Origin of the sequence: Palleronia aestuarii (assembly GCF_003253995.1) — a bacterium.
Classification (GTDB): Bacteria; Pseudomonadota; Alphaproteobacteria; order Rhodobacterales; family Rhodobacteraceae; genus Palleronia; species Palleronia aestuarii.
This window is the reverse complement of the sequence record NZ_QKZL01000004.1, coordinates 163,534-183,082: the sequence shown is the minus strand read 5'-3', so window position 1 is coordinate 183,082 and position 19,549 is coordinate 163,534. Positions and strand designations below refer to the sequence as shown.

Genomic DNA, 19,549 nt, shown 5'->3' with positions numbered 1-19,549 from the left:
AGGTGCCCTCGAGAACTGGATCGGGCCAAATGGCCGATAAGAAGAATACTGAAGGTCGATATGGGCCCGGATCGGGCCGCGTCGAGCCGTAATCAGGTCATCCCGCTATGCGCCTGCTGCATGGCTCGTACGGCGCCCCGCTCATGGCGGTGGGGTCACTCGACGGTGACGGACTTGGCGAGGTTGCGCGGCTGGTCCACATCGGTGCCCTTCGCGATCGCGGTGTGATAGGCCAGAAGCTGCGCCGGAATGGCATAGAGCAACGGTGCCCAGAGCGGCGCGATGGTGGGCATCACGGCCACGCGCCAGGCGCCCTCGATCCGTTCCGCGCCGCCCGCATCGGTGACGAGGACGACGCGGCCGCCGCGGGCCATCACCTCCTGCACGTTCGAGGCGGTCTTCGCGAAGAGCGCGTCCGTGGGGGCGAAGACGATGACGGGCACGCTGTCGTCGACCAGCGCGATCGGGCCGTGCTTGAGTTCTCCCGCCGCATAGGCCTCGGCGTGGATGTAGCTGATTTCCTTCAGTTTCAGCGCCCCTTCGAGCGCCAGGGGATACATCGCGCCGCGCCCGAGGAAGAGGACGTCGCGCGCCTCCGCGAGGTCACGGGCGATGGCCTCGAGCTCGTCCTCGGTGCCGAGCGCCTGCGACAGTAGCGCGGGCATCCGACCGAGCTCCGCCACGTCGCGCGCGATCTCCGATCCCTTCGACGCGGCGGCGTGCAGGGCAAGTACCGCGAGAACGGCGAGCTGGCAGGTGAAGGCCTTGGTGGAGGCCACGCCGATCTCCCGCCCCGCATGGATCGGCAGGGCGATGTCGGCCTCCCGCGCGATCGAGCTCGAGGCGACGTTGACGACCGCCACGGTCGGGATGCGACCGCGGCAGTAGCGCAGGGCGGCGAGCGTGTCGGCCGTCTCGCCGGACTGGCTGACGAAGATCGCGAGCGTGCCCGGTGTGAGCGGCGGTTCGCGGTAGCGGAACTCAGAGGCGACGTCGACCTCGACGGGGATGCCCGCAAGCCGCTCGATCCAGTACTTTGCCGTCAGGCAGGCATAGGAGGCGGTGCCGCAGGCCACCATGACGATGCGGGTCACCGCGCTGAAATCGACTTCGCCCTCCGGCAGGACGATCCCGCCCTCCGCCGCGAGGTAATGATCGAGGCAGGCGGCGAGGACGGCTGGCTGCTCCGCGATCTCCTTGGCCATCCAGTGGCGATGGCCGCCCTTCTCGATCCGTCCCGCTTCCGGCGTGATCGGGGCGCTCGACCGCTCTACTGGGCGGTTCTCGGCGTCGAATATCTGCGCATCCGTGCGGGTCAGGATCGCCCAGTCGCCTTCCTCGAGATAGGTGATGCGGTCGGTGAGCGGCGCGAGCGCGATCGCGTCCGAGCCCACATAGGCCTCCCCGTCGCCGTGGCTGATGGCGAGGGGAGAGCCGCGACGCGCGACGATCATCAGGTCGTCCTCGCCGTCGAAAAGGAACGCCAGTGCGAAGGCGCCCTCGAGCCGGGCGAGCGCGGCCTGCACCGCGTCGCGCGGAGAGAGCCCGTCCGCCATCAGCGTCTCAACGAGAAGGGCGATCGTCTCGGTGTCGGTCTCGGATTCCGGGCCGCGATTGCGGTCCCGCAATTCCGCGCGGATGGCCGAATGGTTCTCGATGATGCCGTTATGGACGACCGCGACGGGCCCCGCGCGATGCGGATGGGCGTTGGCCTCCGTCGGGCCGCCATGGGTGGCCCAGCGGGTATGGCCGATGCCGGAGCGGCCGGGCAGCGGGTCGCGGACGAGGCGGTCGCTGAGGTTGATGAGCTTGCCCACGGCGCGGCGCCGGTCGAGATGGCCCGCATCGACCGTCGCGATCCCGGCACTGTCGTAGCCGCGGTATTCGAGCCGCTTCAGCGCCTCGAGGATGAGCGGGGAGACCTCGTGGGTCCCGAGCACACCGACGATTCCGCACATCAGGACGTTCCCTTGCTTCTCGCGGCCTTGAGCGCCCGCAACCGTTCCATCAGCCGCCGGGCGAGGCCAGGCTTGTTCACCTGCCGCGCCCGGGCGAGCGCGAGCGCGCCCTCCGGCACGTCCCCGGTGACGACCGAGCCCGATGCGGTCATCGCCTCCGCGCCCACGCGGACGGGGGCCACGAGCATGGTCGACGAGCCGATGAATGCGTTCGCCCCGATCTCCGTGCGGTGCTTGAAGACGCCGTCGTAATTGCAGGTGACCGTGCCCGCGCCGAGATTGGCCCCGGCGCCCACCACGGCGTCACCAACGTAGCTCAGGTGGTTCACCTTCGCGCCCGCGCCGATCTCGGCCGATTTGATCTCGACGAAATTGCCGATCCGCGCGTCTTTCGAGATCTCCGCGCCCGGGCGAAGCCGCGCGTAGGGGCCGACGACCGCACCCGGCGCCACCTGCGCGCCCTCGAGATGGGAGAAGGCACGGATATGCGCGCCGGGGGCGATGCGCACGCCGGGGCCGAAGACGACGTTGGGCTCGACGATCGTGTCCGCGCCGATCTCCGTGTCGTGGGCGAAGAAGGCGGTCTCGGGCGCCATGAGCGTCACGCCCGCGGCCATGGCACGGGCGCGTGCCGCCGTCTGGAAGGCGGCCTCCGCCGCGGCGAGCTCCGCACGGGTGTTGATCCCGAGGGTCTCCGCCTCCGGACAGGTGACGGCGCGCACCGAAAGTCCGCGTCCGCGGGCGAGGCCCACGATGTCGGTGAGGTAGAACTCTCCCGCCGCGTTGTCGTCCCGGACCTCGGCCACGAGTTCGAAGAGCAGGGACGCATCGGCGCAGATCACGCCGGAATTGCAGAGCCTGATGGCGCGTTCGGCCTCGGTCGCGTCCTTCCACTCGACGATGCGCGCGACATCGCCATTCTCCGCCACAATGCGTCCGTAGCGGCCGGGATCGGCAGCCTCGAACCCGAGCACCACGAGCGCCGCGCCGTCGGCGCGCGCCGCCGACATCGCCTGCAGCGTCTCGGGACGGATGAAGGGGGTGTCGCCGTAAAGGACGAAGGCGTCGCCTTCGACCCCCTCGAGCGCCGGGCCCGCCTGCGCGACGGCGTGCGCGGTGCCGCGCTGCTCTTCCTGCAACACGACCTCGATGCGGGGATCGAGCCTTTCGGCCGCCCGCTGGACCTCCGCCGCGCCGTGGCCCGCCACGAGGACGATCCGATCGGGCGCGAGCGTCATGCCGGCGGCGAGCGCATGCTGGAAAAGCGGCGCATGCGCGATTTCGTGCAAGACCTTCGGTCGGTCGGACTGCATCCGGGTTCCCCGGCCAGCGGCCAACACGATGAGAGAGATGGACATCGGCAGCCTTTCCTCGCGCGCTCGACCGTGTTCTACCCGAGCGGTATCGCGGTGCAAGGCGATGCCGGGTCACCCGTGGTTTCAGGATTGCAACGTAGAGGGACGGTCGCACGGTGAGAACGGTGATCTTCGATCTCGACGGGACGCTGGTGGATACGGCGGCGGACCTCATCGCGGCGGCAAATGCGTGTTTCCGCGACATGGGCCATGGCGACATGCTCCATCCTGCGCGCGACCGGGCGACGGCGCTCAGGGGCGGGCGGCCGATGCTGCGGCTGGGCCTCACGCGCCTCGGTCTCAAGGACGAAACGATCGTCGAGGCGCAGTACCAGCCGCTCCTCGCGCATTACGGTCGCGCCGTCGCGGTCCATTCGGCACTCTATCCCGGCGCGGCCGAGGCGATCGCCGAGCTGCGCGCAGCGGGCTATGCGGTGGGGATCTGCACCAACAAGCCCGAGGCGCTGGCCGAGGCGCTGATGACCGCGCTCGGAGCCCGCGACTGGTTCGCGAGCCTCGTCGGCGCGGACACGCTGCCGGTGCGCAAGCCCGATCCCGAACATTTCTTCGAGGCGGTCCGGCGGGCGGGCGGGAATCCGGCCCGGGCGCTTCTGGTGGGCGACACGCGGACCGATCACGACACCGCGCGCGCGGCGGGCGTGCCGTCCGTGCTCGTGTCCTTCGGACCGGAGACTCGCAAGTTGCGGGCGCTCGCGCCGGACGCCTTCCTCGGGCACTACCGGGAGCTTTCCGGCCTCGCCGCGCGGCTTCTGGCCTGAGCGAACGGCTTGCGAGGAGCGCGCGCCGCGCTAATTCTCCGTCAACCCCGCGCCTCTCTTCTGGAGGAAAAGGGATGCTCTGCCATGAAAGCCGTTTTGCCCATCCTGGCCATTCTTGCCGGTCCCGCCTCGGCGCAGGAATCGTTGCCGGTGCTCGATCTCGGGCGGATCGAGGCCTGCTTCGACGCCGCCCCACCGGAAAGCGGCCTTCCGGCCTGCCTTGGAAACGCGGCCAATGCCTGCATGGAGGCGAGTTCGGACGGCGAGACCACAGCGGGCTCGGCCAATTGTGTCGCGGCCGAGACCGGCGTCTGGGAAGCGCTCATGAACGAGGAATACCGCAGCACGCGGAGCTTCCTCGGGGATCTCGACCAGGACGGGGCGCCGGCGGGCGCGCGCGCGGACGCGCTGGGTTCGGCGCAGCGGACCTGGCTCGCCTTCCGCGATGCGGAATGCGGGTTGCGCTACCTGCGCTGGCAGGACGGGACGATCCGCAGCGTGATCTTCGCCTCCTGCATGCTCGATCTGACGGCGGAGCGGGCCCTGGCGCTCAGGGACATGCGCGAAAGTTCCGACTGATACCACGGCAAGCGGGATGGAGGTCGGTTTGAGCCGGTCCGTCCTCCTCGTCGCCTGCGCGCTGGGCGTCACGGCGCTCGGTCTCGGGATCAGCCTCGGCTCGCGCTATGCCGCGCTCGACGAAGGAACCGTGATCGCAGCCTACGCGGAGCGGTATGCGCGGGAAACGGGCGGACGGGCCGGCGATTGCGTCGGGCGTCCGGGCACGGGGCGGGTCTGGCTCACGATAAGGTGCACGGGGCCCGAGCCGCGGGCCTACGCGATATCGCGCTGGGGGAACGAGATCGACAGCGGGGCGCTCGCGCCGGGCGAGATCTGACCGTCGGACGCGTCCGGTCACCACGAGGTAATCGCGTGGGTTGCCATCTCCCGGAGGGCGGTCAATAAGACCGCGCCCCAGCGGGAAGGAGCCCCCATGATCGTCCTGCACCATTGCCACCAGACACGATCGATGCGGACGCTCTGGCTTCTGCACGAGCTTGGCGTGGAATTCTCGCTGCGCGTGCGTCCCTTCGACCGCACGCTGCGCGATCCGGAATACCTCTCGCTCAATCCGGCGGGCCGCGTGCCCGCCCTCGAACTCGACGGCGAGGTGATCTGGGAGACCGGCGCGATCACCGAGGTGCTTTGCGAGCGCTATCCGGAAATCGGGCTCGGCCGTCCCCCGGGCGATATCGACCGGCCAGATTTCCTCATCTGGGTGCATTTCGCCGAGACCATCAGCCAGCACACCGCGAACCTCACGCAGCAGCATCTCTTCCTCTACGATCCGTCAATGCAATCGCCCACGGTGATGCGACTCGAGGCGCGGCGGCTCCAGAAATGCTACGCTGCGATCGAGGCGCGGCTCTCGACTCCGGTGGAGAACCGCGACCATCTGCTGACGAGTGGTTTCTCCGCTGCGGACGTCTCGGTCGGCCAGGCCGTCTACATGGCGCGACATTTCGCGCCGATCGATGAGTTTCCGCAGCTCTCGCGCTGGTACGCGGAGATCACGGAGCGGCAGGCCTTCATCGATTCGCTGCCGCCCAGGGGGGCGGAACTGCTCTACCCCCGCGATTTCTACCCTCCGCCCGAGGCATGACGTCCGCGACGAAACGGCACTTCCCGTTGACCGTTCATCCCGCCGCGTCTAGATCACGGACATCACAGTCAAAGCCGAGGGACGAGATGCGATGGACGTGATCCTCTCACGCGACTACCTGCCGATCATGATTTTGTTGTCCATGGCGGTGGCGCTGGGGCTGATCCTCATCCTCGCGGCCGTGATCCTCGCGGTCCGCAATCCCGACGCGGAGAAGGTCAGCGCCTACGAATGCGGGTTCAACGCGTTCGACGATGCGCGGATGAAGTTCGACGTGCGGTTCTACCTCGTGTCGATCCTGTTCATCATCTTCGATCTGGAGATCGCGTTCCTGTTCCCCTGGGCGGTCAGCTTCAACGCGATGACCGACTTGGCGTTCTGGTCGATGATGGTGTTTTTGGGCGTCCTCACCGTGGGGTTCGCCTATGAATGGAAGAAGGGAGCACTCGAATGGGAGTGATGACCGGAGCGAATACCGCGGGCGCCGATCGCGATCACGCGACGCAAACGCTGAACCGGGAGCTCACCGACAAGGGTTTCCTCGTGACCGCGTCCGAGGATCTGATCAATTGGGCCCGCACCGGCTCGCTGCACTGGATGACCTTCGGGCTCGCCTGCTGCGCGGTCGAGATGATGCACACCTCCATGCCGCGCTACGACGCCGAGCGGTTCGGCATTGCGCCGCGCGCGTCCCCGCGCCAATCGGATGTGATGATCGTCGCGGGCACGCTCACGAACAAGATGGCGCCGGCGCTTCGCAAGGTCTACGACCAGATGCCGGAGCCGCGTTACGTGATCTCGATGGGGTCCTGCGCCAATGGGGGCGGGTACTACCATTACAGCTATTCCGTGGTGCGCGGCTGCGACCGGGTCGTGCCGATCGATATCTACGTGCCGGGCTGCCCGCCGACGGCGGAAGCGCTGCTCTACGGAATTCTGCAATTGCAGCGCAAGATCCGCCGCACCGGCACCATCACGCGCTAGGAGACTTGAGATGTCGGAAGCGATGATCGAACTGGGCGAGCACACGAAGTCGGCGCGTCCCGATTGCGTGCTCGAGGACAAGATCAGTCACGGCGAGCTCACCGTGACGGTGGCGCTCGGATCCCTCGTCCCGTTCATCGAATTCCTGAGGAGCGACTCGACCTGCCGGTTCACCACGCTCATCGACATCACCGCCGTCGACCATCCCGAGCGGGACGCGCGGTTCGACCTCGTCTATCACTTCCTGTCGATGTACCAGAACCACCGGATCCGGGTGAAGGTCGCGGTCCGTGAGGACGAGATGGTGCCGTCGATCACCGGGCCCTTTCCGGCGGCGAACTGGTTCGAGCGCGAAGTGTTCGACATGTTCGGGATCCTCTTCACCGGCCATCCGGACCTGCGCCGGATCCTGACGGATTACGGGTTCCGCGGCCATCCGCTGCGGAAGGACTTTCCGACCACGGGCTATACCGAGGTGCGCTACGACGAGACGGCGAAGCGGGTGGTCTACGAGCCCGTGAGCCTGGTGCAGGAATACCGGCAGTTCGATTTTATGTCGCCCTGGGAAGGCGCGAACTACATCCTGCCGGGGGACGAAAAGGGCGAGGGGGCCGCGAAGGGATGATGGGATCGCTCGGCACGGGCAACCTCGTCACCGGGTTCCTGTTTCTTGCCGTGCTGCTCGTCGTGCCGTTCTGGCGGATCCTGCCGCGCTACGCGATCCCGGCGCCGTTCGCGCTTCTCGCGATCCTGCCCGTCGGCGCGTTGATCCTGCTCTGGGTGGTGGCGTTCCGCGACAGTTTCGAGGCGCCACGGAAGTGATTTGGGAGGCGGGCTCCGGATCCGGTACGATCCGGCCCGCGTGACAACCGGAGCGGCCAGGGCCGTTCCCAGGACGAACGAGGTCCCGACGATGGACGGCACGCAATTCGACGATGCCCAGACGGGCGAACAGAAGATCCGCAACTTCAATCTGAATTTCGGCCCGCAACACCCTGCGGCGCATGGCGTTCTGCGCCTCGTGCTCGAGCTCGACGGGGAGATCGTGGAGCGCTGCGACCCGCATATCGGCCTGCTCCACCGCGGGACCGAGAAGCTGATGGAGAGCCGGACGTACCTGCAGAACCTGCCCTATCTCGACCGGCTCGACTATGTGGCGCCGATGAACCAGGAGCATGCTTGGTGCCTCGCCATCGAGCGGCTGACGGGGACGGAGGTACCGCGCCGGGCGCAGCTCATCCGCGTGCTCTACTGCGAGATCGGCCGGATCCTCAGCCACCTTCTGAACGTTACCACGCAGGCGATGGATGTCGGCGCGCTCACGCCGCCGCTCTGGGGTTTCGAGGAACGCGAGAAGCTCATGGTCTTCTACGAGCGGGCCTGCGGCGCGCGGCTCCACGCGGCCTATTTCCGGCCCGGTGGCGTACACCAAGACCTGCCGCCTGACCTCATCGAGGACATCGACGCCTGGTGCGACCCGTTCCTCGGCGTGCTCGACGATATCGACGGGCTTCTGTCGGAGAACCGCATCTTCAAGCAGCGCAATGTCGATATCGGCATCGTGTCGGAGGAGGAGATCCAGACCTGGGGCTTCTCCGGCGTCATGGTGCGGGGGTCCGGGCTCGCCTGGGACCTGCGGCGTGCGCAGCCCTACGAGTGCTACGACGAGTTCGATTTCCAGATCCCCGTCGGCAAGAACGGCGATTGCTTCGACCGCTACCTCGTGCGGATGGCGGAGATGCGGGAATCGGTAAAGATCATCCGCCAGGCCTGCGAAAAGCTTCGCAACGAGCCGGGCGAAATCATGGCGCGCGGCAAGATGGCGCCGCCGACGCGCGGCAAGATGAAGACGTCGATGGAAGCCCTCATCCATCATTTCAAGCTCTACACCGAAGGGTTCCACGTGCCCGAAGGCGAGATCTACGCCGCCGTCGAGGCTCCGAAGGGGGAGTTTGGGGTCTATCTCGTCGCGGACGGGACGAACCGTCCCTACCGCGCCAAGCTCCGCGCCCCGGGCTATCTGCACCTGCAGGCGATGGACCATATCTCCAAGGGACACCAGCTCGCCGATGTCTCTGCGCTGATCGGTACCCTCGACGTCGTGTTCGGCGAGATCGATCGGTGAATATGGCTGCCCTGGCACCGGCGGCCGGTTTCACGGCCAGCGTCGCGGCCGCCGAGGCGGCGCGCGATTTCTTACGTTGCGTTCCGCAGGATAAACGGGCCTCGGTTTACACCGCGCTTTTCCAGAGCCAGGGTCGAATCTGCGACGGCGAGAACGTGGATGGCCAGATCGACTCCGCATCGGCATCCGTAAGGTCTGTCGATGCCGAATCTGAAGCGAACACCCGTGAGACCCTCCCGAGCGGTCTCGAGCCGATCTTCGAAGAAAGATCCAATTCGGGTCTCCCTGTCGGCGGCCCGAACTCGATCACCCTTACCGATTGCGAATAGAATATGCTTCGACGACTTCATCCCGACCAGCCCGAAAGCTTTGCCTTCACGTCCGAGAACCGCGCCTGGGCGGAAGCGCAGATGACAAAGTATCCCGAGGGCCGACAGGCCTCCGCGGTTATCGCGATCCTGTGGCGCGCGCAGGAACAGGAAGGCTGGCTGTCGCGTCCCGCGATCGAAGAGGTCGCGCGGATGCTCGACATGGCCGTGATCCGGGTGCTCGAGGTCGCGACCTTCTACTTCATGTTCCAGCTCCAGCCGGTCGGCAAGCGCGCCCATGTGCAGGTCTGTGGCACGACGTCGTGCATGATCTGCGGCGCGGAGGACCTCGTCGCGATCTGCAAGGAAAAGATCGCGCCACGCCCCTATCAGATCAGCGAGGACGGCCAATTCTCCTGGGAAGAGGTCGAGTGTCTCGGCGCCTGCTCCAACGCGCCGATGGTCCAGATCGGCAAGGATTACTACGAGGACCTGACGGCGGAGAGCTTTTCGGGGCTGCTCGACAAGTTTGCGGCCGGAGAAGTCCCGCGCCCCGGATCGCAGATCGGTCGGTTCGCGTCGGAGCCACGCGAGGGGCGAACCGCGCTCGCGGGCGACGAGGACAACGATTTCAACGCGAGCGTCACGCTCGCGAATGATCTGGGCGATACGATCAAGCGGATCGACGGAACGGAGGTGCCGCTCGTCACGCCCTGGAACGAGACCGGGCATTCGAAGGGCGCGGCGGTGCCCGAGCCCGTGACCGACGACCTGCTCGGCCCCAAGGGCGGAATCGACGAGCCGACGCCGGGCCCGAAGCCCGCGGACGATCGGCCCATCGACGAGACGGGCATCGCCAAGCAGGAAGCCGCCGTCGACAACAAGGCGCGGCCCGACGAGGCGGATGTAGCCCCGGAGGGCGGGGACGCTGCTCCGAGCGACGATGCGGAAGCGGGCGAGGCGCCCGAAACCAGCACGCCGCCTCCGGGCGAAGGCCGCGAGAATGCCAAGAAAAGCGGCTCTCCGCTGCAGGACAAGGCGAAGTCAGACTCCGACAAGTCGTGACGCGGGCGCCGTGCGGCCGTCTTTTCCCACGAGATCGGGCGGCACCCGCAAGTTCTGAGAGCTGCCGGACGCGCTACGTCTTACCGATCATGCGAGACGGGGAGACAGACCGTCGCAATCGCGCTAATTATTCTGCGGAGGGCACCGAAACTGCCCGGGGCAGAGGGATTGACTGAAATGACCAAGCAAACGCAGGGATCGATGATGGCCGTCGGCATGATTGCCGGGGGGATCGGCTTCGTCGCCTTCGTCGCACTCATGGTAGTGGGGGATTTCGCGTTCTCCCCGGCCTTGTTCCTGGCGCTTGTCGTGGCGGCAGCGGCGGCGATCTTCCTGTTTTTCGGACTGCACAATCGGGGCGACGACGCGCGCCGCGACGCGCGGCGTCCTGTCCCCACGGCGTCCAAGGACGGACGGATGGGCGATCGCACCGTCGCGCCCGGCACCGCCGGGGTGGAGCCCGGGACGGCAGGTGTGCCCCTCGACGCGGGACTGGCCGCCGGTTCCGCCGGCGCACCCGGCAAGGGAATCGCGAATGACGCGGAGCACGCGGAATCGCCCGCGACGGCCTTTGATGCCTCCACCGAGCGGACGCCTGTCGAGACGGGAAGCGTGCAGGCGCGGCCGGGCAGCGTCGACGGGCCTCTCGACCATACGGAAGAGGACCGCACATCCGCAGCGGGACACGAAAGCGAAACGGCGGAGACCGCGACGGCAGCACCGGTGACGGAGCATCATGAGGCCGACACGGTCACCTCGACGGAGCGTGATGCGCTCGCGGGCGAGGTTCCGACGGAAACGTCCGAGCAAGATTCCGACGACACCGGAAACGCCGGGACGGGCGCTGCGTTCGAAGACCCCGAGAAGGCGCGGATGGCGGCCGCCGAGGAGAAGATGGCCGAGGCGAGCGTCGCGCCCTCCGAGCACGAGCCCGCGCCGGCCGAGGGCGCCGGGTCCGCATCCTCCGATGTGCCGCCGATGCAGGGCGACTCCGATGATGGGACGGTCCTGATCGGCACCGAACCGCGCCGGCTGTCCGAGCCGCGAGAAGGCGGGGCGGACGATTTGAAGCGCGTGAAGGGCGTCGGCCCGAAGATCGAGCAGATGCTCCATCACATGGGCGTCTTCCACTACGACCAGATCGCGTCCTGGACCGAGCGGGAGGTCGCCTGGGTCGACGAGAACCTCGAGGGGTTCAAGGGGCGTGTGAGCCGCGACAACTGGGTCGCTCAGGCGAAAGTCCTTGCCGAGGGCGGCGAGACCGAGTTCTCCCGCCGCGTAAACGAGGGCGATGTCTATTGATAGAGAAAGAGGCTCTCCGGAATGTCCGATCGTGACGCCGAGCTTGCGCGGCGGGGGCGTATCGCCGCGCTCGTGATCGTGCTGGGGGGCCTCCTCGCGCTCGTGGCACCGGTTCTGCCGGTCTGGCTCGGTGTCGCGCAGCGCTATGAGATTCTCGCCTATCTCATCGCGCTTGCTGCGTTCTTTTGGGCACTGGTCGAAACCTGGTCGATCTGGCAAATACGCCGCAAGCAATGACAACGGGCCCTCGGGCCCATGGATCGAGACGGGTGGACGACCCGCGAGGAGACGCCATGCTGGACGACAAGGACCGCATCTTCACCAACCTCTACGGGATGTTCGACCGCAGCCTCGCCGGCGCCAAGGCGCGCGGGCATTGGGACGGTACGGGCGACCTGATCAAGAAGGGGCGCGACTGGATCGTTCAGGAAATGAAGGATTCGGGTCTCCGGGGCCGCGGCGGCGCGGGCTTTCCCACCGGCCTGAAATGGTCCTTCATGCCGAAGGAGAGCGACGGTCGTCCGGCCTATCTCATCGTCAATGCCGACGAATCGGAGCCCGGGACCTGCAAGGACCGGGAGATCATGCGCCACGATCCGCATACGCTGATCGAGGGGTGCCTCATCGCCTCCTTCGCGATGAACGCGCATGCCTGCTACATCTACATCCGCGGCGAATACATCCGGGAGCGCGAGGCGCTGCAGGCGGCGATCGACGCGGCCTATGACGACGGGCTTCTGGGAAAGAACGCCGCCGGGTCGGGCTGGGATTTCGATCTTTATCTCACGCATGGCGCGGGCGCCTATATCTGCGGGGAGGAGACGGCGCTTCTCGAGAGCCTCGAGGGCAAGAAGGGGATGCCGCGCATGAAGCCGCCCTTCCCGGCGGGCGCGGGGCTCTACGGCTGCCCATCCACGGTCAACAACGTCGAAAGCATCGCGGTCGTGCCCACCATCCTGCGTCGTGGCGCGTCCTGGTTCTCGGGCTTCGGCCGTCCGAACAATGCGGGGACGAAGCTTTTCGCGATCTCCGGCCATGTGAACCGGCCCTGTGTTGTCGAAGAGGCGATGTCGATCCCGTTCGACGAGCTTATCGAGAAGCATTGCGGCGGCATCCGCGGTGGCTGGGACAACCTCAAGGCCGTGATTCCCGGCGGTTCCTCTGTCCCGTGCCTGCCGGCCTCGTCCATGCGCGAGGGCGCGATCATGGATTTCGACTGGCTGAAGGAACAGAAATCCGGCCTCGGCACCGCGGCGGTGATCGTCATGGATCAGTCGACAGACATCATCAAGGCGATCTGGCGCCTCGCGGCCTTCTACAAGCACGAAAGCTGCGGACAGTGCACGCCCTGCCGGGAAGGCGCGGGCTGGATGATGCGGGTGATGGAGCGCCTCGTTCGCGGCGAGGCGGAAGTCGCGGAGATCGACATGCTCCTCGACGTGACGAAGCAGGTGGAGGGGCATACGATCTGCGCCCTCGGCGACGCGGCGGCCTGGCCAATCCAGGGCCTGATCCGGCATTTCCGGGGCGAGATCGAGGATCGGATCGCCCACAAGCGCGGCGCGCGGGTCGCAGCGGAATAGGCACGGGGCCGGGAAGGCTTGCACCCCCCGGCGCCCTCCGCCATCTAGCGTCCGGAGAGATAGGCGGAGGCGAACCCATGCCCGCGCGGCTGCTGTTACTTGTCCTGATCGTGGCCATCTCGGGATGCGATCGTCTGCCCACGGGCTTGCGATCCGCCTTTGGCGCGGCGCTGCCGCAGGAGGCTCTGCCTTACCGTGCGACGCTGCGCCGCGACGGACGCCGCGATCCGAATTTCACGGTACTCGTAAATGCCGGAGGCGCCGGGCTCGCGCAGATCCGCGAATCCGTTCGGTATCCCGGAACGGTTTATTGCCTTCGGACCTTCGGGACCTCCGAGATCACGTGGCAGGCTGTTGGGAGCCCCGAGAACTGGGTGGGCGTGCCGGCGGGCTCCGGGCGACTCGCGTTCCGGGGCCGGTGCAACTTCCGTTGATCGGGCCGCGACGGGCCTTGTCCCATCAAACTTAAAGTCTTTATTATCCACGGACTTCTAGGTTGTGCGGAGTCCTCGAGCCCGTTTCCGTGGAGATACAGCATGCTGAAGACGTTCCTCACCGCCGCTCTCGCCCTTGGCCTTTTCGCGGGCCCGGTCGCGGCACAGACGCCGCTGGCGCAGGACAGAACCGTCCGGCAGGGCTTCTACGCGATCGGGCTCGCCGACGAGGTCCGGCGGAACTGCCCCGATATCTCGCCACGGCTCGTGCGCGCCTACAGCTTCCTGAAATCGCTTGAACGCTATGCGCGGGACGCTGGATATTCGGAGGCGGACGTGAAGGCGCTCGAAGACAACGATACGGCCAAGGACGCGCTTCGCGCGGAGGTCCGGGCCGATCTTGCCGCCCGCGGTGCCGCGCCGGGAAACCCGGCGGGCTATTGCGCCGTTGGGCGTGAAGAAATCGCGCGCGGCACGCAGGCCGGACAACTCTTGAAGGACAATTGATGGTGATCAGGGCATTGACGATCGCGTCCCTCCTCGCGGCGGGCGCCGCGGCGGCGGACGACAACAGGACCGAAACCCTCTTGCCCTCGGGCGACGCGACCGTCTACCGCCTCGGCCCGGGCGTTCCGGTTCCGCGCGGCGCACCGGTCTACACGCCCGGCGATCGTCTGCCCGATTATTACGGCACGTCCGGAGCCGACATCCACGCGCCGGGATATCTTCCCGATACCGTACCCTGGCGCACGCAACTCGTGATTCTGCGCGACGGCTCGTTCAACGTCTACGTCACGCCCAACGTCGTGCCCTACCGCGTGGCCCTGGGTTCGGCCGGGCAGGCCGCGGCCCTTCATTGCGGCGGGCAGGCCGGAGAGGCGGTGGCGCAGATCGACGCGGCCTACCGCCATTCGGCGCCCGACCTCGCGAGCTGGGGGTTCGGCGGACACTGCCGATAGGGCATACGGCCGCGACAAATCCGCGGCTTCCACCGATCACCGGTTTTCGCGGCTGCGGCGCTGCGCTACATGGTAGCGGAGAAGACGGATGGCCCCTGCCGTCCCCGACCATGGAGCGAACGCCATGAGCGATCTGCGCAACATCATCATCGACGGCCGGGAGATCGAGGTCGATCCCGCCATGACCCTGATCCAGGCCTGCGAGCAGGCGGGGATCGAGATCCCGCGCTTCTGCTATCACGAGCGGCTGTCGATCGCCGGCAACTGCCGCATGTGCCTCGTCGAGGTGGTCGGCGGCCCGCCGAAGCCCGCCGCGTCCTGCGCCATGCAGGTGCGTGACCTTCGCCCCGGCAAGGACGGCGCACCGCCGGAGGTGAAGACCAACTCACCTATGGTGAAGAAGGCGCGCGAAGGGGTGATGGAGTTCCTGCTCATTAACCACCCGCTCGATTGCCCGATCTGCGACCAGGGCGGCGAATGCGATTTGCAGGACCAGGCGATGGCCTACGGCGTCGACTTCTCCCGCTACCGCGAGCCGAAGCGCGCCAATGCCAACATGGATCTGGGCCCGCTCGTCGGCACGCACATGACGCGCTGCATCTCCTGCACCCGCTGCGTGCGCTTCATCACCGAGGTCGCGGGGATGCCCGAACTCGGCCAGACGGGCCGCGGCGAGGATGCGGAGATCACCTCCTATCTCGGTCAGACGCTCGATTCGGAGATGCAGGGCAACATCGTCGATCTCTGCCCGGTCGGCGCGCTGACCTCGAAACCCTACGCCTTCACCGCGCGGCCGTGGGAGCTCACGAAGACGGAGACGATCGACGTGATGGACGCGCTCGGCTCTAATATCCGTGTGGATACGAAGGGCCGCGAAGTGATGCGGATCCTGCCGCGCAACCACGACGGCATCAATGAGGAATGGCTCGCCGACCGCTCCCGCTATGTCTGGGACGGGCTCCGGCGCCAGCGCCTCGACAAGCCCTATATCCGTGAGAACGGCCGCCTGCGTCCCGCATCGTGGCCGGAAGCGCTGTCGGCGGCCGCCGCCGCGATGAAGGGCAAGACCGTCGCGGGTCTCGTCGGCGATCTGGCCCCGGTCGAGGCGATCTATGCCCTGAAAGCGCTCGTGGAAGGCCAGGGCGGCCGGGTCGAATGCCGCCTCGACGGTGCGAAGCTGCCTGCTGGCAATCGCGGCGGCTATGCCGGGACGGTCGCGATCGAGGATATCGACCACGCCAAGCAGATCCTTCTCGTGGGTACCAATCCACGGCTGGAGGCACCGGTGCTCAATTCCCGGATCCGCAAGGCCTGGCTCCACGGTGCGGAGATCATCGTCGTGGGCGAGGCGGCGGATCTGACCTACAATTACGCCCATCACGCGACGGGGCCGGACGCGCTCGCCGATCTCTCCATGCCTGAAATCGACGGCGACGCGATCGTGATCGTCGGCCAGGCGGCGCTCCGCCGTGACGACGGCGCCGCGATCCTGGCGGAGGCTGTGCGGATCGCGGGCGATGCCGGGGCAGGGCTCCTGCTGCTCCACGGTGCGGCGAGCCGTGTCGGCGCAATGGATGTGGGCGCCGTCACCGATGGCGGCGTCGGTGCCGCGCTCGACGGGGCCGAGGTCGTCTATGCGCTCGGGGCGGACGAGATCGATGTCCCCGACGGGCCATTCGTCATCTATCAGGGCAGCCATGGCGATCGTGGCGCGCACCGGGCCGACATCATCCTGCCCGCCGCGGCGTACACCGAGGAGCAGGGTGTATTCGTCAATACCGAGGGCCGCCCGCAAATGGCGCTTCGCGCGGGCTTCCCGCCGGGCGAGGCCAAGGAGAACTGGGCAATCCTGCGGGCGCTTTCGGCCGCGCTCGACGCGACGCTGCCCTTCGACACGATCGGCGAGCTGCGGCGCGCTATGGTGAAGGCGCATCCCGTCCTCGGCGCCCTCGACGACGTCCCCGTCAACGAGATCGGCACGCTCGATCGTGGCGAGATCGACGCGTCGGACTTCGCGCCGGCGGTCTCCGATCATTATCTCGTCAACCCGATCATGCGGGCCAGTACCCTGATGGGGGAACTCTCGTCGATGTCGAAGGCGCGGAGCGAAACGGCACTTGCGGCTGAATGAGTTGCCCGCCCCGGTGCCTTCCGCGGCGATGCTCCTCGCATCGGATGAGTGGGTTTTCTCACCGAAGCTGCTGGCGTTCGTACCGGAAATACGTTTAACACGGGCCAAGGCGCGATGCGCCGGCCGGCCACAGGCCCCGGCGCGCGGACCGTTTCACGGTCCCGTATCCGCGTTCGGGCGCAAGGTTGGAAATAGGAACACATGGCTGATTTTCTGACGACACCGGGCGGTATCCTACTGACGATCGCCGCCCAATGCCTGCTGGTCGTGGCCTTCGTCATGATCTCGCTCCTGGCCCTCGTCTATGGCGACCGCAAGATCTGGGCGGCGGTCCAGATGCGGCGGGGCCCGAACGTCGTGGGCATTTTCGGCATCCTGCAATCCGTCGCGGACGCTTTGAAATACGTCCTGAAAGAGGTCGTGGTGCCCGCGGGCGCGGACCGCACCGTCTTCCTGATGGCGCCGCTCGTCTCCTTCGTCCTGGCGATGCTGGCGTGGTCGGTGATTCCGTTCAACGACACCTGGGTGCTCGCCGACATCAACGTCGCGATCCTCTTCATCTTCGCGATCTCATCGCTCGAGGTCTACGGGGTGATCATGGGCGGTTGGGCGTCGAACTCGAAATACCCGTTCCTCGGATCGCTCCGGTCGGCGGCGCAGATGATCTCCTACGAAGTGTCGCTCGGCCTCATCATCGTCGGCGTAATCATCACGACCGGTTCGCTCAACTTCGGTGACATCGTGCGGGCGCAGGACGGGGATTTCGGTCTCTTCTCGTGGTACTGGCTGCCGCATTTCCCGATGGTGTTCCTGTTCTTCATCTCCTGCCTCGCGGAGACGAACCGCCCGCCTTTCGACCTGCCTGAGGCCGAGTCGGAACTGGTCGCAGGCTACCAGGTCGAATATTCCTCGACGCCGTTCCTGCTCTTCATGGCGGGCGAGTACATCGCGATCTTCCTGCTCTGTGCCGTCACGTCGCTGCTCTTCTTCGGCGGCTGGCTGTCGCCCGTGCCGTTCCTGCCGGACGGGGCGTTCTGGATGATCCTGAAGATGGGCTTCTTCTTCTTTCTCTTCGCGATGGTGAAGGCGGTCGTGCCGCGCTACCGCTATGACCAGCTGATGCGGCTCGGGTGGAAAGTGTTTCTTCCGTTCTCGCTCTTCTGGGTGGTGCTCGTCTCGTTCTTCGCTCATTTCGAACTCTTCGGCGGGGCCTATGCCCGCTGGGCCACGGGGGTCTGATCCATGTCCACGTCCACGTTCGACTATGCCCGCGCCGGGCGGTACTTCCTGCTTTTCGACATGTTCAAGGGGCTTGGCCTGGGGCTGAAATACTTCTTCGCCCCCAAGGCCACGCTGAACTACCCGCACGAAAAGGGGCCGCTCAGCGCGCGCTTCCGCGGCGAACACGCGCTGCGTCGCTACGCCAACGGGGAGGAACGCTGCATCGCGTGCAAGCTTTGCGAGGCCATCTGCCCCGCGCAGGCCATCACCATCGACGCCGAGCCGCGCGCCGACGGGTCGCGCCGGACGACGCGCTACGACATCGACATGACGAAGTGCATCTATTGCGGCTTCTGCCAGGAGGCCTGCCCGGTCGACGCCATCGTGGAAGGACCGAATTTCGAGTTCTCGACCGAGACGCGGGAAGAGCTCTTCTACGACAAGGCGAAGCTTCTCGAGAACGGCGAGCGCTGGGAAGCGGAGATCGCCCGCAATCTGGAGATCGAGGCGCCCTACCGCTGACCTGCGCCCGCGACCGAGGAATGTTCCCATGACCCCCGCCGATTTCGCCTTCTATCTTTTCGCCATCGCGGTCGTGGCCGCGGGTCTCTTCACGGTGATCGCCCGCAATCCGGTCCATTCGGTCCTGTGGCTGATCCTTGCCTTCCTGAGTTCTGCAGGTCTTTTCGTGCTCCTCGGCGCGGAATTCGTCGCGATGCTCCTCATCATCGTCTACGTGGGCGCGGTCGCGGTGCTCTTCCTCTTCGTGGTGATGATGCTCGACGTCGATTTCGCGGAGCTGAAGGCGGAGATGGCGAAATACATGCCGCTCGCGCTCCTCATCGGGGTAGTCATCCTGATGCAGCTCGGCATCGCCTTCGGCGTCTGGCAGACCTCGCCCCTCGCGCAAGAGAACCGCGCGGCCGATCCGCTCGTCTTCACGAACGCGAGCAACACGCAGATGATCGGGCGTCTGGTCTATGACCAGTATATCCTGCTCTTCCAGCTTGCCGGCCTGATCCTGCTCGTCGCCATGGTCGGCGCGATCGTCCTGACGCTGCGCCACCGGACGGACGTCAAGCGGCAGAACGTCGTGGCCCAAATGATGCGCGATCCGAAGGCCGCGATGGAGCTCCGGGACGTCAAGTCGGGCCAGGGCCTGTGAGATCGTTCGGGATTCGGATGACGAACCTGCTTGAACCGGCCGGACGACGTTTCTAGGAACGGCGGTAACGAAGACGCCCCGGGAAACCCGGGTCGAGAGACCAGAAAGGAACCCGGGACATGTCGAACACCACAATCGTCGTCGTCATCGCCGTGCTGATCATCCTCTTCGGTGGCGGCTACGCGTTCCTCTGATCCGAAAGGTCCGGCATGATCGGCATTGAGCACTACCTGACCGTCGCTGCTGCGCTTTTCGTCATCGGCATCTTCGGCCTCTTTCTGAACCGCAAGAACGTGATCATCATCCTGATGAGCATCGAACTCATGCTCCTGGCGGTGAACATCAACCTCGTGGCCTTCTCGGCCTATCTCGGCGATCTCGTGGGGCAGGTCTTCACGCTCTTCGTGCTGACCGTCGCGGCGGCGGAGGCGGCGATCGGGCTCGCGATCCTTGTCTGCTTCTTCCGCAACCGCGGCACCATCGACGTCGAAAACGTCAACGTGATGAAGGGCTGACC

General features: G+C 66.5%; 24 protein-coding genes. 22 read left to right on the top strand and 2 right to left on the bottom strand.

Annotated features, from left to right (window positions below; genetic code table 11):
- Positions 1–155: 155 nt before the first annotated feature.
- Together glmS and glmU are read right to left on the bottom strand one after the other, a co-directional pair.
- Positions 156–1,958: a glutamine--fructose-6-phosphate transaminase (isomerizing) gene (gene glmS / locus LX81_RS06760; protein WP_111536537.1), complete on the bottom strand. Its 1,803-nt coding sequence runs from the start codon at positions 1,956–1,958 to the stop codon at positions 156–158.
- Positions 1,958–3,316: a bifunctional UDP-N-acetylglucosamine diphosphorylase/glucosamine-1-phosphate N-acetyltransferase GlmU gene (gene glmU, locus LX81_RS06755; RefSeq protein WP_111536536.1), complete on the bottom strand. Its 1,359-nt coding sequence runs from the start codon at positions 3,314–3,316 to the stop codon at positions 1,958–1,960. The genes glmS and glmU overlap by 1 nt, the downstream gene beginning before the upstream one ends.
- 113 nt (positions 3,317–3,429) lie before the next feature.
- Here glmU and LX81_RS06750 point away from each other — a divergent pair, with 113 nt between their 5' ends.
- From LX81_RS06750 to nuoK, 22 genes are all read left to right on the top strand, one after another.
- The gene (locus tag LX81_RS06750) at positions 3,430–4,092 is read left to right on the top strand and encodes an HAD-IA family hydrolase (RefSeq protein WP_111536535.1); all 663 of its coding nucleotides are present in this window, start codon (positions 3,430–3,432) and stop codon (positions 4,090–4,092) included.
- Positions 4,093–4,176: 84 nt separating this feature from the next.
- Positions 4,177–4,671 (top strand): lysozyme inhibitor LprI family protein, encoded by a 495-nt coding sequence (locus LX81_RS06745; RefSeq protein WP_111536534.1) that lies wholly within the window; start codon positions 4,177–4,179, stop codon positions 4,669–4,671.
- A 28-nt stretch (positions 4,672–4,699) separates the two neighbouring features.
- Entirely contained in the window at positions 4,700–4,990 is a 291-nt protein-coding gene (locus LX81_RS06740) for a hypothetical protein (RefSeq protein WP_146259403.1), read from the top strand.
- Positions 4,991–5,086: 96 nt separating this feature from the next.
- Positions 5,087–5,755, top strand: a complete 669-nt coding sequence (locus LX81_RS06735) for a glutathione S-transferase family protein (RefSeq protein ID WP_111536532.1) — start codon at positions 5,087–5,089, stop codon at positions 5,753–5,755.
- A 91-nt stretch (positions 5,756–5,846) separates the two neighbouring features.
- Positions 5,847–6,215 carry an NADH-quinone oxidoreductase subunit A gene (locus LX81_RS06730; protein ID WP_111536531.1) on the top strand — a complete coding sequence of 123 codons (369 nt, stop codon included), beginning with the start codon at positions 5,847–5,849 and terminating at the stop codon, positions 6,213–6,215.
- Positions 6,206–6,739 (top strand): NuoB/complex I 20 kDa subunit family protein, encoded by a 534-nt coding sequence (locus LX81_RS06725; protein WP_111536530.1) that lies wholly within the window; start codon positions 6,206–6,208, stop codon positions 6,737–6,739. The genes LX81_RS06730 and LX81_RS06725 overlap by 10 nt, the downstream gene beginning before the upstream one ends.
- Positions 6,740–6,749: 10 nt before the next feature.
- Positions 6,750–7,364, top strand: coding sequence for an NADH-quinone oxidoreductase subunit C (locus LX81_RS06720; protein ID WP_111536529.1), 615 nt, complete (start codon positions 6,750–6,752; stop codon positions 7,362–7,364).
- A complete protein-coding gene (locus LX81_RS06715) occupies positions 7,361–7,561 on the top strand; it encodes a hypothetical protein (protein ID WP_234822515.1) in 201 nt (66 codons plus the stop codon). Before LX81_RS06720 ends, LX81_RS06715 begins: the two co-directional genes overlap by 4 nt.
- 91 nt (positions 7,562–7,652) lie before the next feature.
- On the top strand, positions 7,653–8,864 hold the full coding sequence (locus tag LX81_RS06710) for an NADH-quinone oxidoreductase subunit D (RefSeq protein ID WP_111536528.1): 1,212 nt from the start codon (positions 7,653–7,655) through the stop codon (positions 8,862–8,864).
- Positions 8,865–8,866: 2 nt separating this feature from the next.
- Positions 8,867–9,193 carry a hypothetical protein gene (locus LX81_RS06705; protein ID WP_111536527.1) on the top strand — a complete coding sequence of 109 codons (327 nt, stop codon included), beginning with the start codon at positions 8,867–8,869 and terminating at the stop codon, positions 9,191–9,193.
- Between the two features lie 3 nt (positions 9,194–9,196).
- Positions 9,197–10,237: an NADH-quinone oxidoreductase subunit NuoE gene (nuoE, locus tag LX81_RS06700; RefSeq protein ID WP_111536526.1), complete on the top strand. Its 1,041-nt coding sequence runs from the start codon at positions 9,197–9,199 to the stop codon at positions 10,235–10,237.
- A gap of 177 nt (positions 10,238–10,414) precedes the next feature.
- Positions 10,415–11,539 (top strand): helix-hairpin-helix domain-containing protein, encoded by a 1,125-nt coding sequence (locus LX81_RS22495; RefSeq protein ID WP_211322718.1) that lies wholly within the window; start codon positions 10,415–10,417, stop codon positions 11,537–11,539.
- 21 nt (positions 11,540–11,560) lie between these two features.
- Positions 11,561–11,776, top strand: coding sequence for a DUF5337 family protein (locus LX81_RS06690; RefSeq protein WP_111536525.1), 216 nt, complete (start codon positions 11,561–11,563; stop codon positions 11,774–11,776).
- 56 nt (positions 11,777–11,832) lie between these two features.
- The gene (gene nuoF, locus LX81_RS06685; RefSeq protein WP_111536524.1) at positions 11,833–13,122 is read left to right on the top strand and encodes an NADH-quinone oxidoreductase subunit NuoF; all 1,290 of its coding nucleotides are present in this window, start codon (positions 11,833–11,835) and stop codon (positions 13,120–13,122) included.
- A gap of 77 nt (positions 13,123–13,199) precedes the next feature.
- A complete protein-coding gene (locus tag LX81_RS06680) occupies positions 13,200–13,556 on the top strand; it encodes a hypothetical protein (protein ID WP_111536523.1) in 357 nt (118 codons plus the stop codon).
- 102 nt (positions 13,557–13,658) lie between these two features.
- Positions 13,659–14,063, top strand: coding sequence for a DUF5333 domain-containing protein (locus LX81_RS06675; RefSeq protein ID WP_111536522.1), 405 nt, complete (start codon positions 13,659–13,661; stop codon positions 14,061–14,063).
- The gene (locus tag LX81_RS06670) at positions 14,063–14,515 is read left to right on the top strand and encodes a hypothetical protein (RefSeq protein ID WP_111536521.1); all 453 of its coding nucleotides are present in this window, start codon (positions 14,063–14,065) and stop codon (positions 14,513–14,515) included. The genes LX81_RS06675 and LX81_RS06670 overlap by 1 nt, the downstream gene beginning before the upstream one ends.
- 124 nt (positions 14,516–14,639) lie before the next feature.
- Positions 14,640–16,646, top strand: a complete 2,007-nt coding sequence (nuoG, locus tag LX81_RS06665) for an NADH-quinone oxidoreductase subunit NuoG (RefSeq protein WP_111536713.1) — start codon at positions 14,640–14,642, stop codon at positions 16,644–16,646.
- Positions 16,647–16,847: 201 nt separating this feature from the next.
- Complete coding sequence (gene nuoH / locus LX81_RS06660; RefSeq protein ID WP_111536520.1) at positions 16,848–17,885, top strand: NADH-quinone oxidoreductase subunit NuoH; 1,038 nt, start codon at positions 16,848–16,850, stop codon at positions 17,883–17,885.
- Between the two features lie 3 nt (positions 17,886–17,888).
- Positions 17,889–18,389, top strand: a complete 501-nt coding sequence (gene nuoI / locus LX81_RS06655) for an NADH-quinone oxidoreductase subunit NuoI (RefSeq protein WP_111536519.1) — start codon at positions 17,889–17,891, stop codon at positions 18,387–18,389.
- A gap of 28 nt (positions 18,390–18,417) precedes the next feature.
- On the top strand, positions 18,418–19,032 hold the full coding sequence (locus tag LX81_RS06650; RefSeq protein ID WP_111536518.1) for an NADH-quinone oxidoreductase subunit J: 615 nt from the start codon (positions 18,418–18,420) through the stop codon (positions 19,030–19,032).
- A 209-nt stretch (positions 19,033–19,241) separates the two neighbouring features.
- Positions 19,242–19,547 (top strand): NADH-quinone oxidoreductase subunit NuoK, encoded by a 306-nt coding sequence (nuoK, locus tag LX81_RS06645; RefSeq protein ID WP_111536517.1) that lies wholly within the window; start codon positions 19,242–19,244, stop codon positions 19,545–19,547.
- Positions 19,548–19,549: the final 2 nt, after the last annotated feature.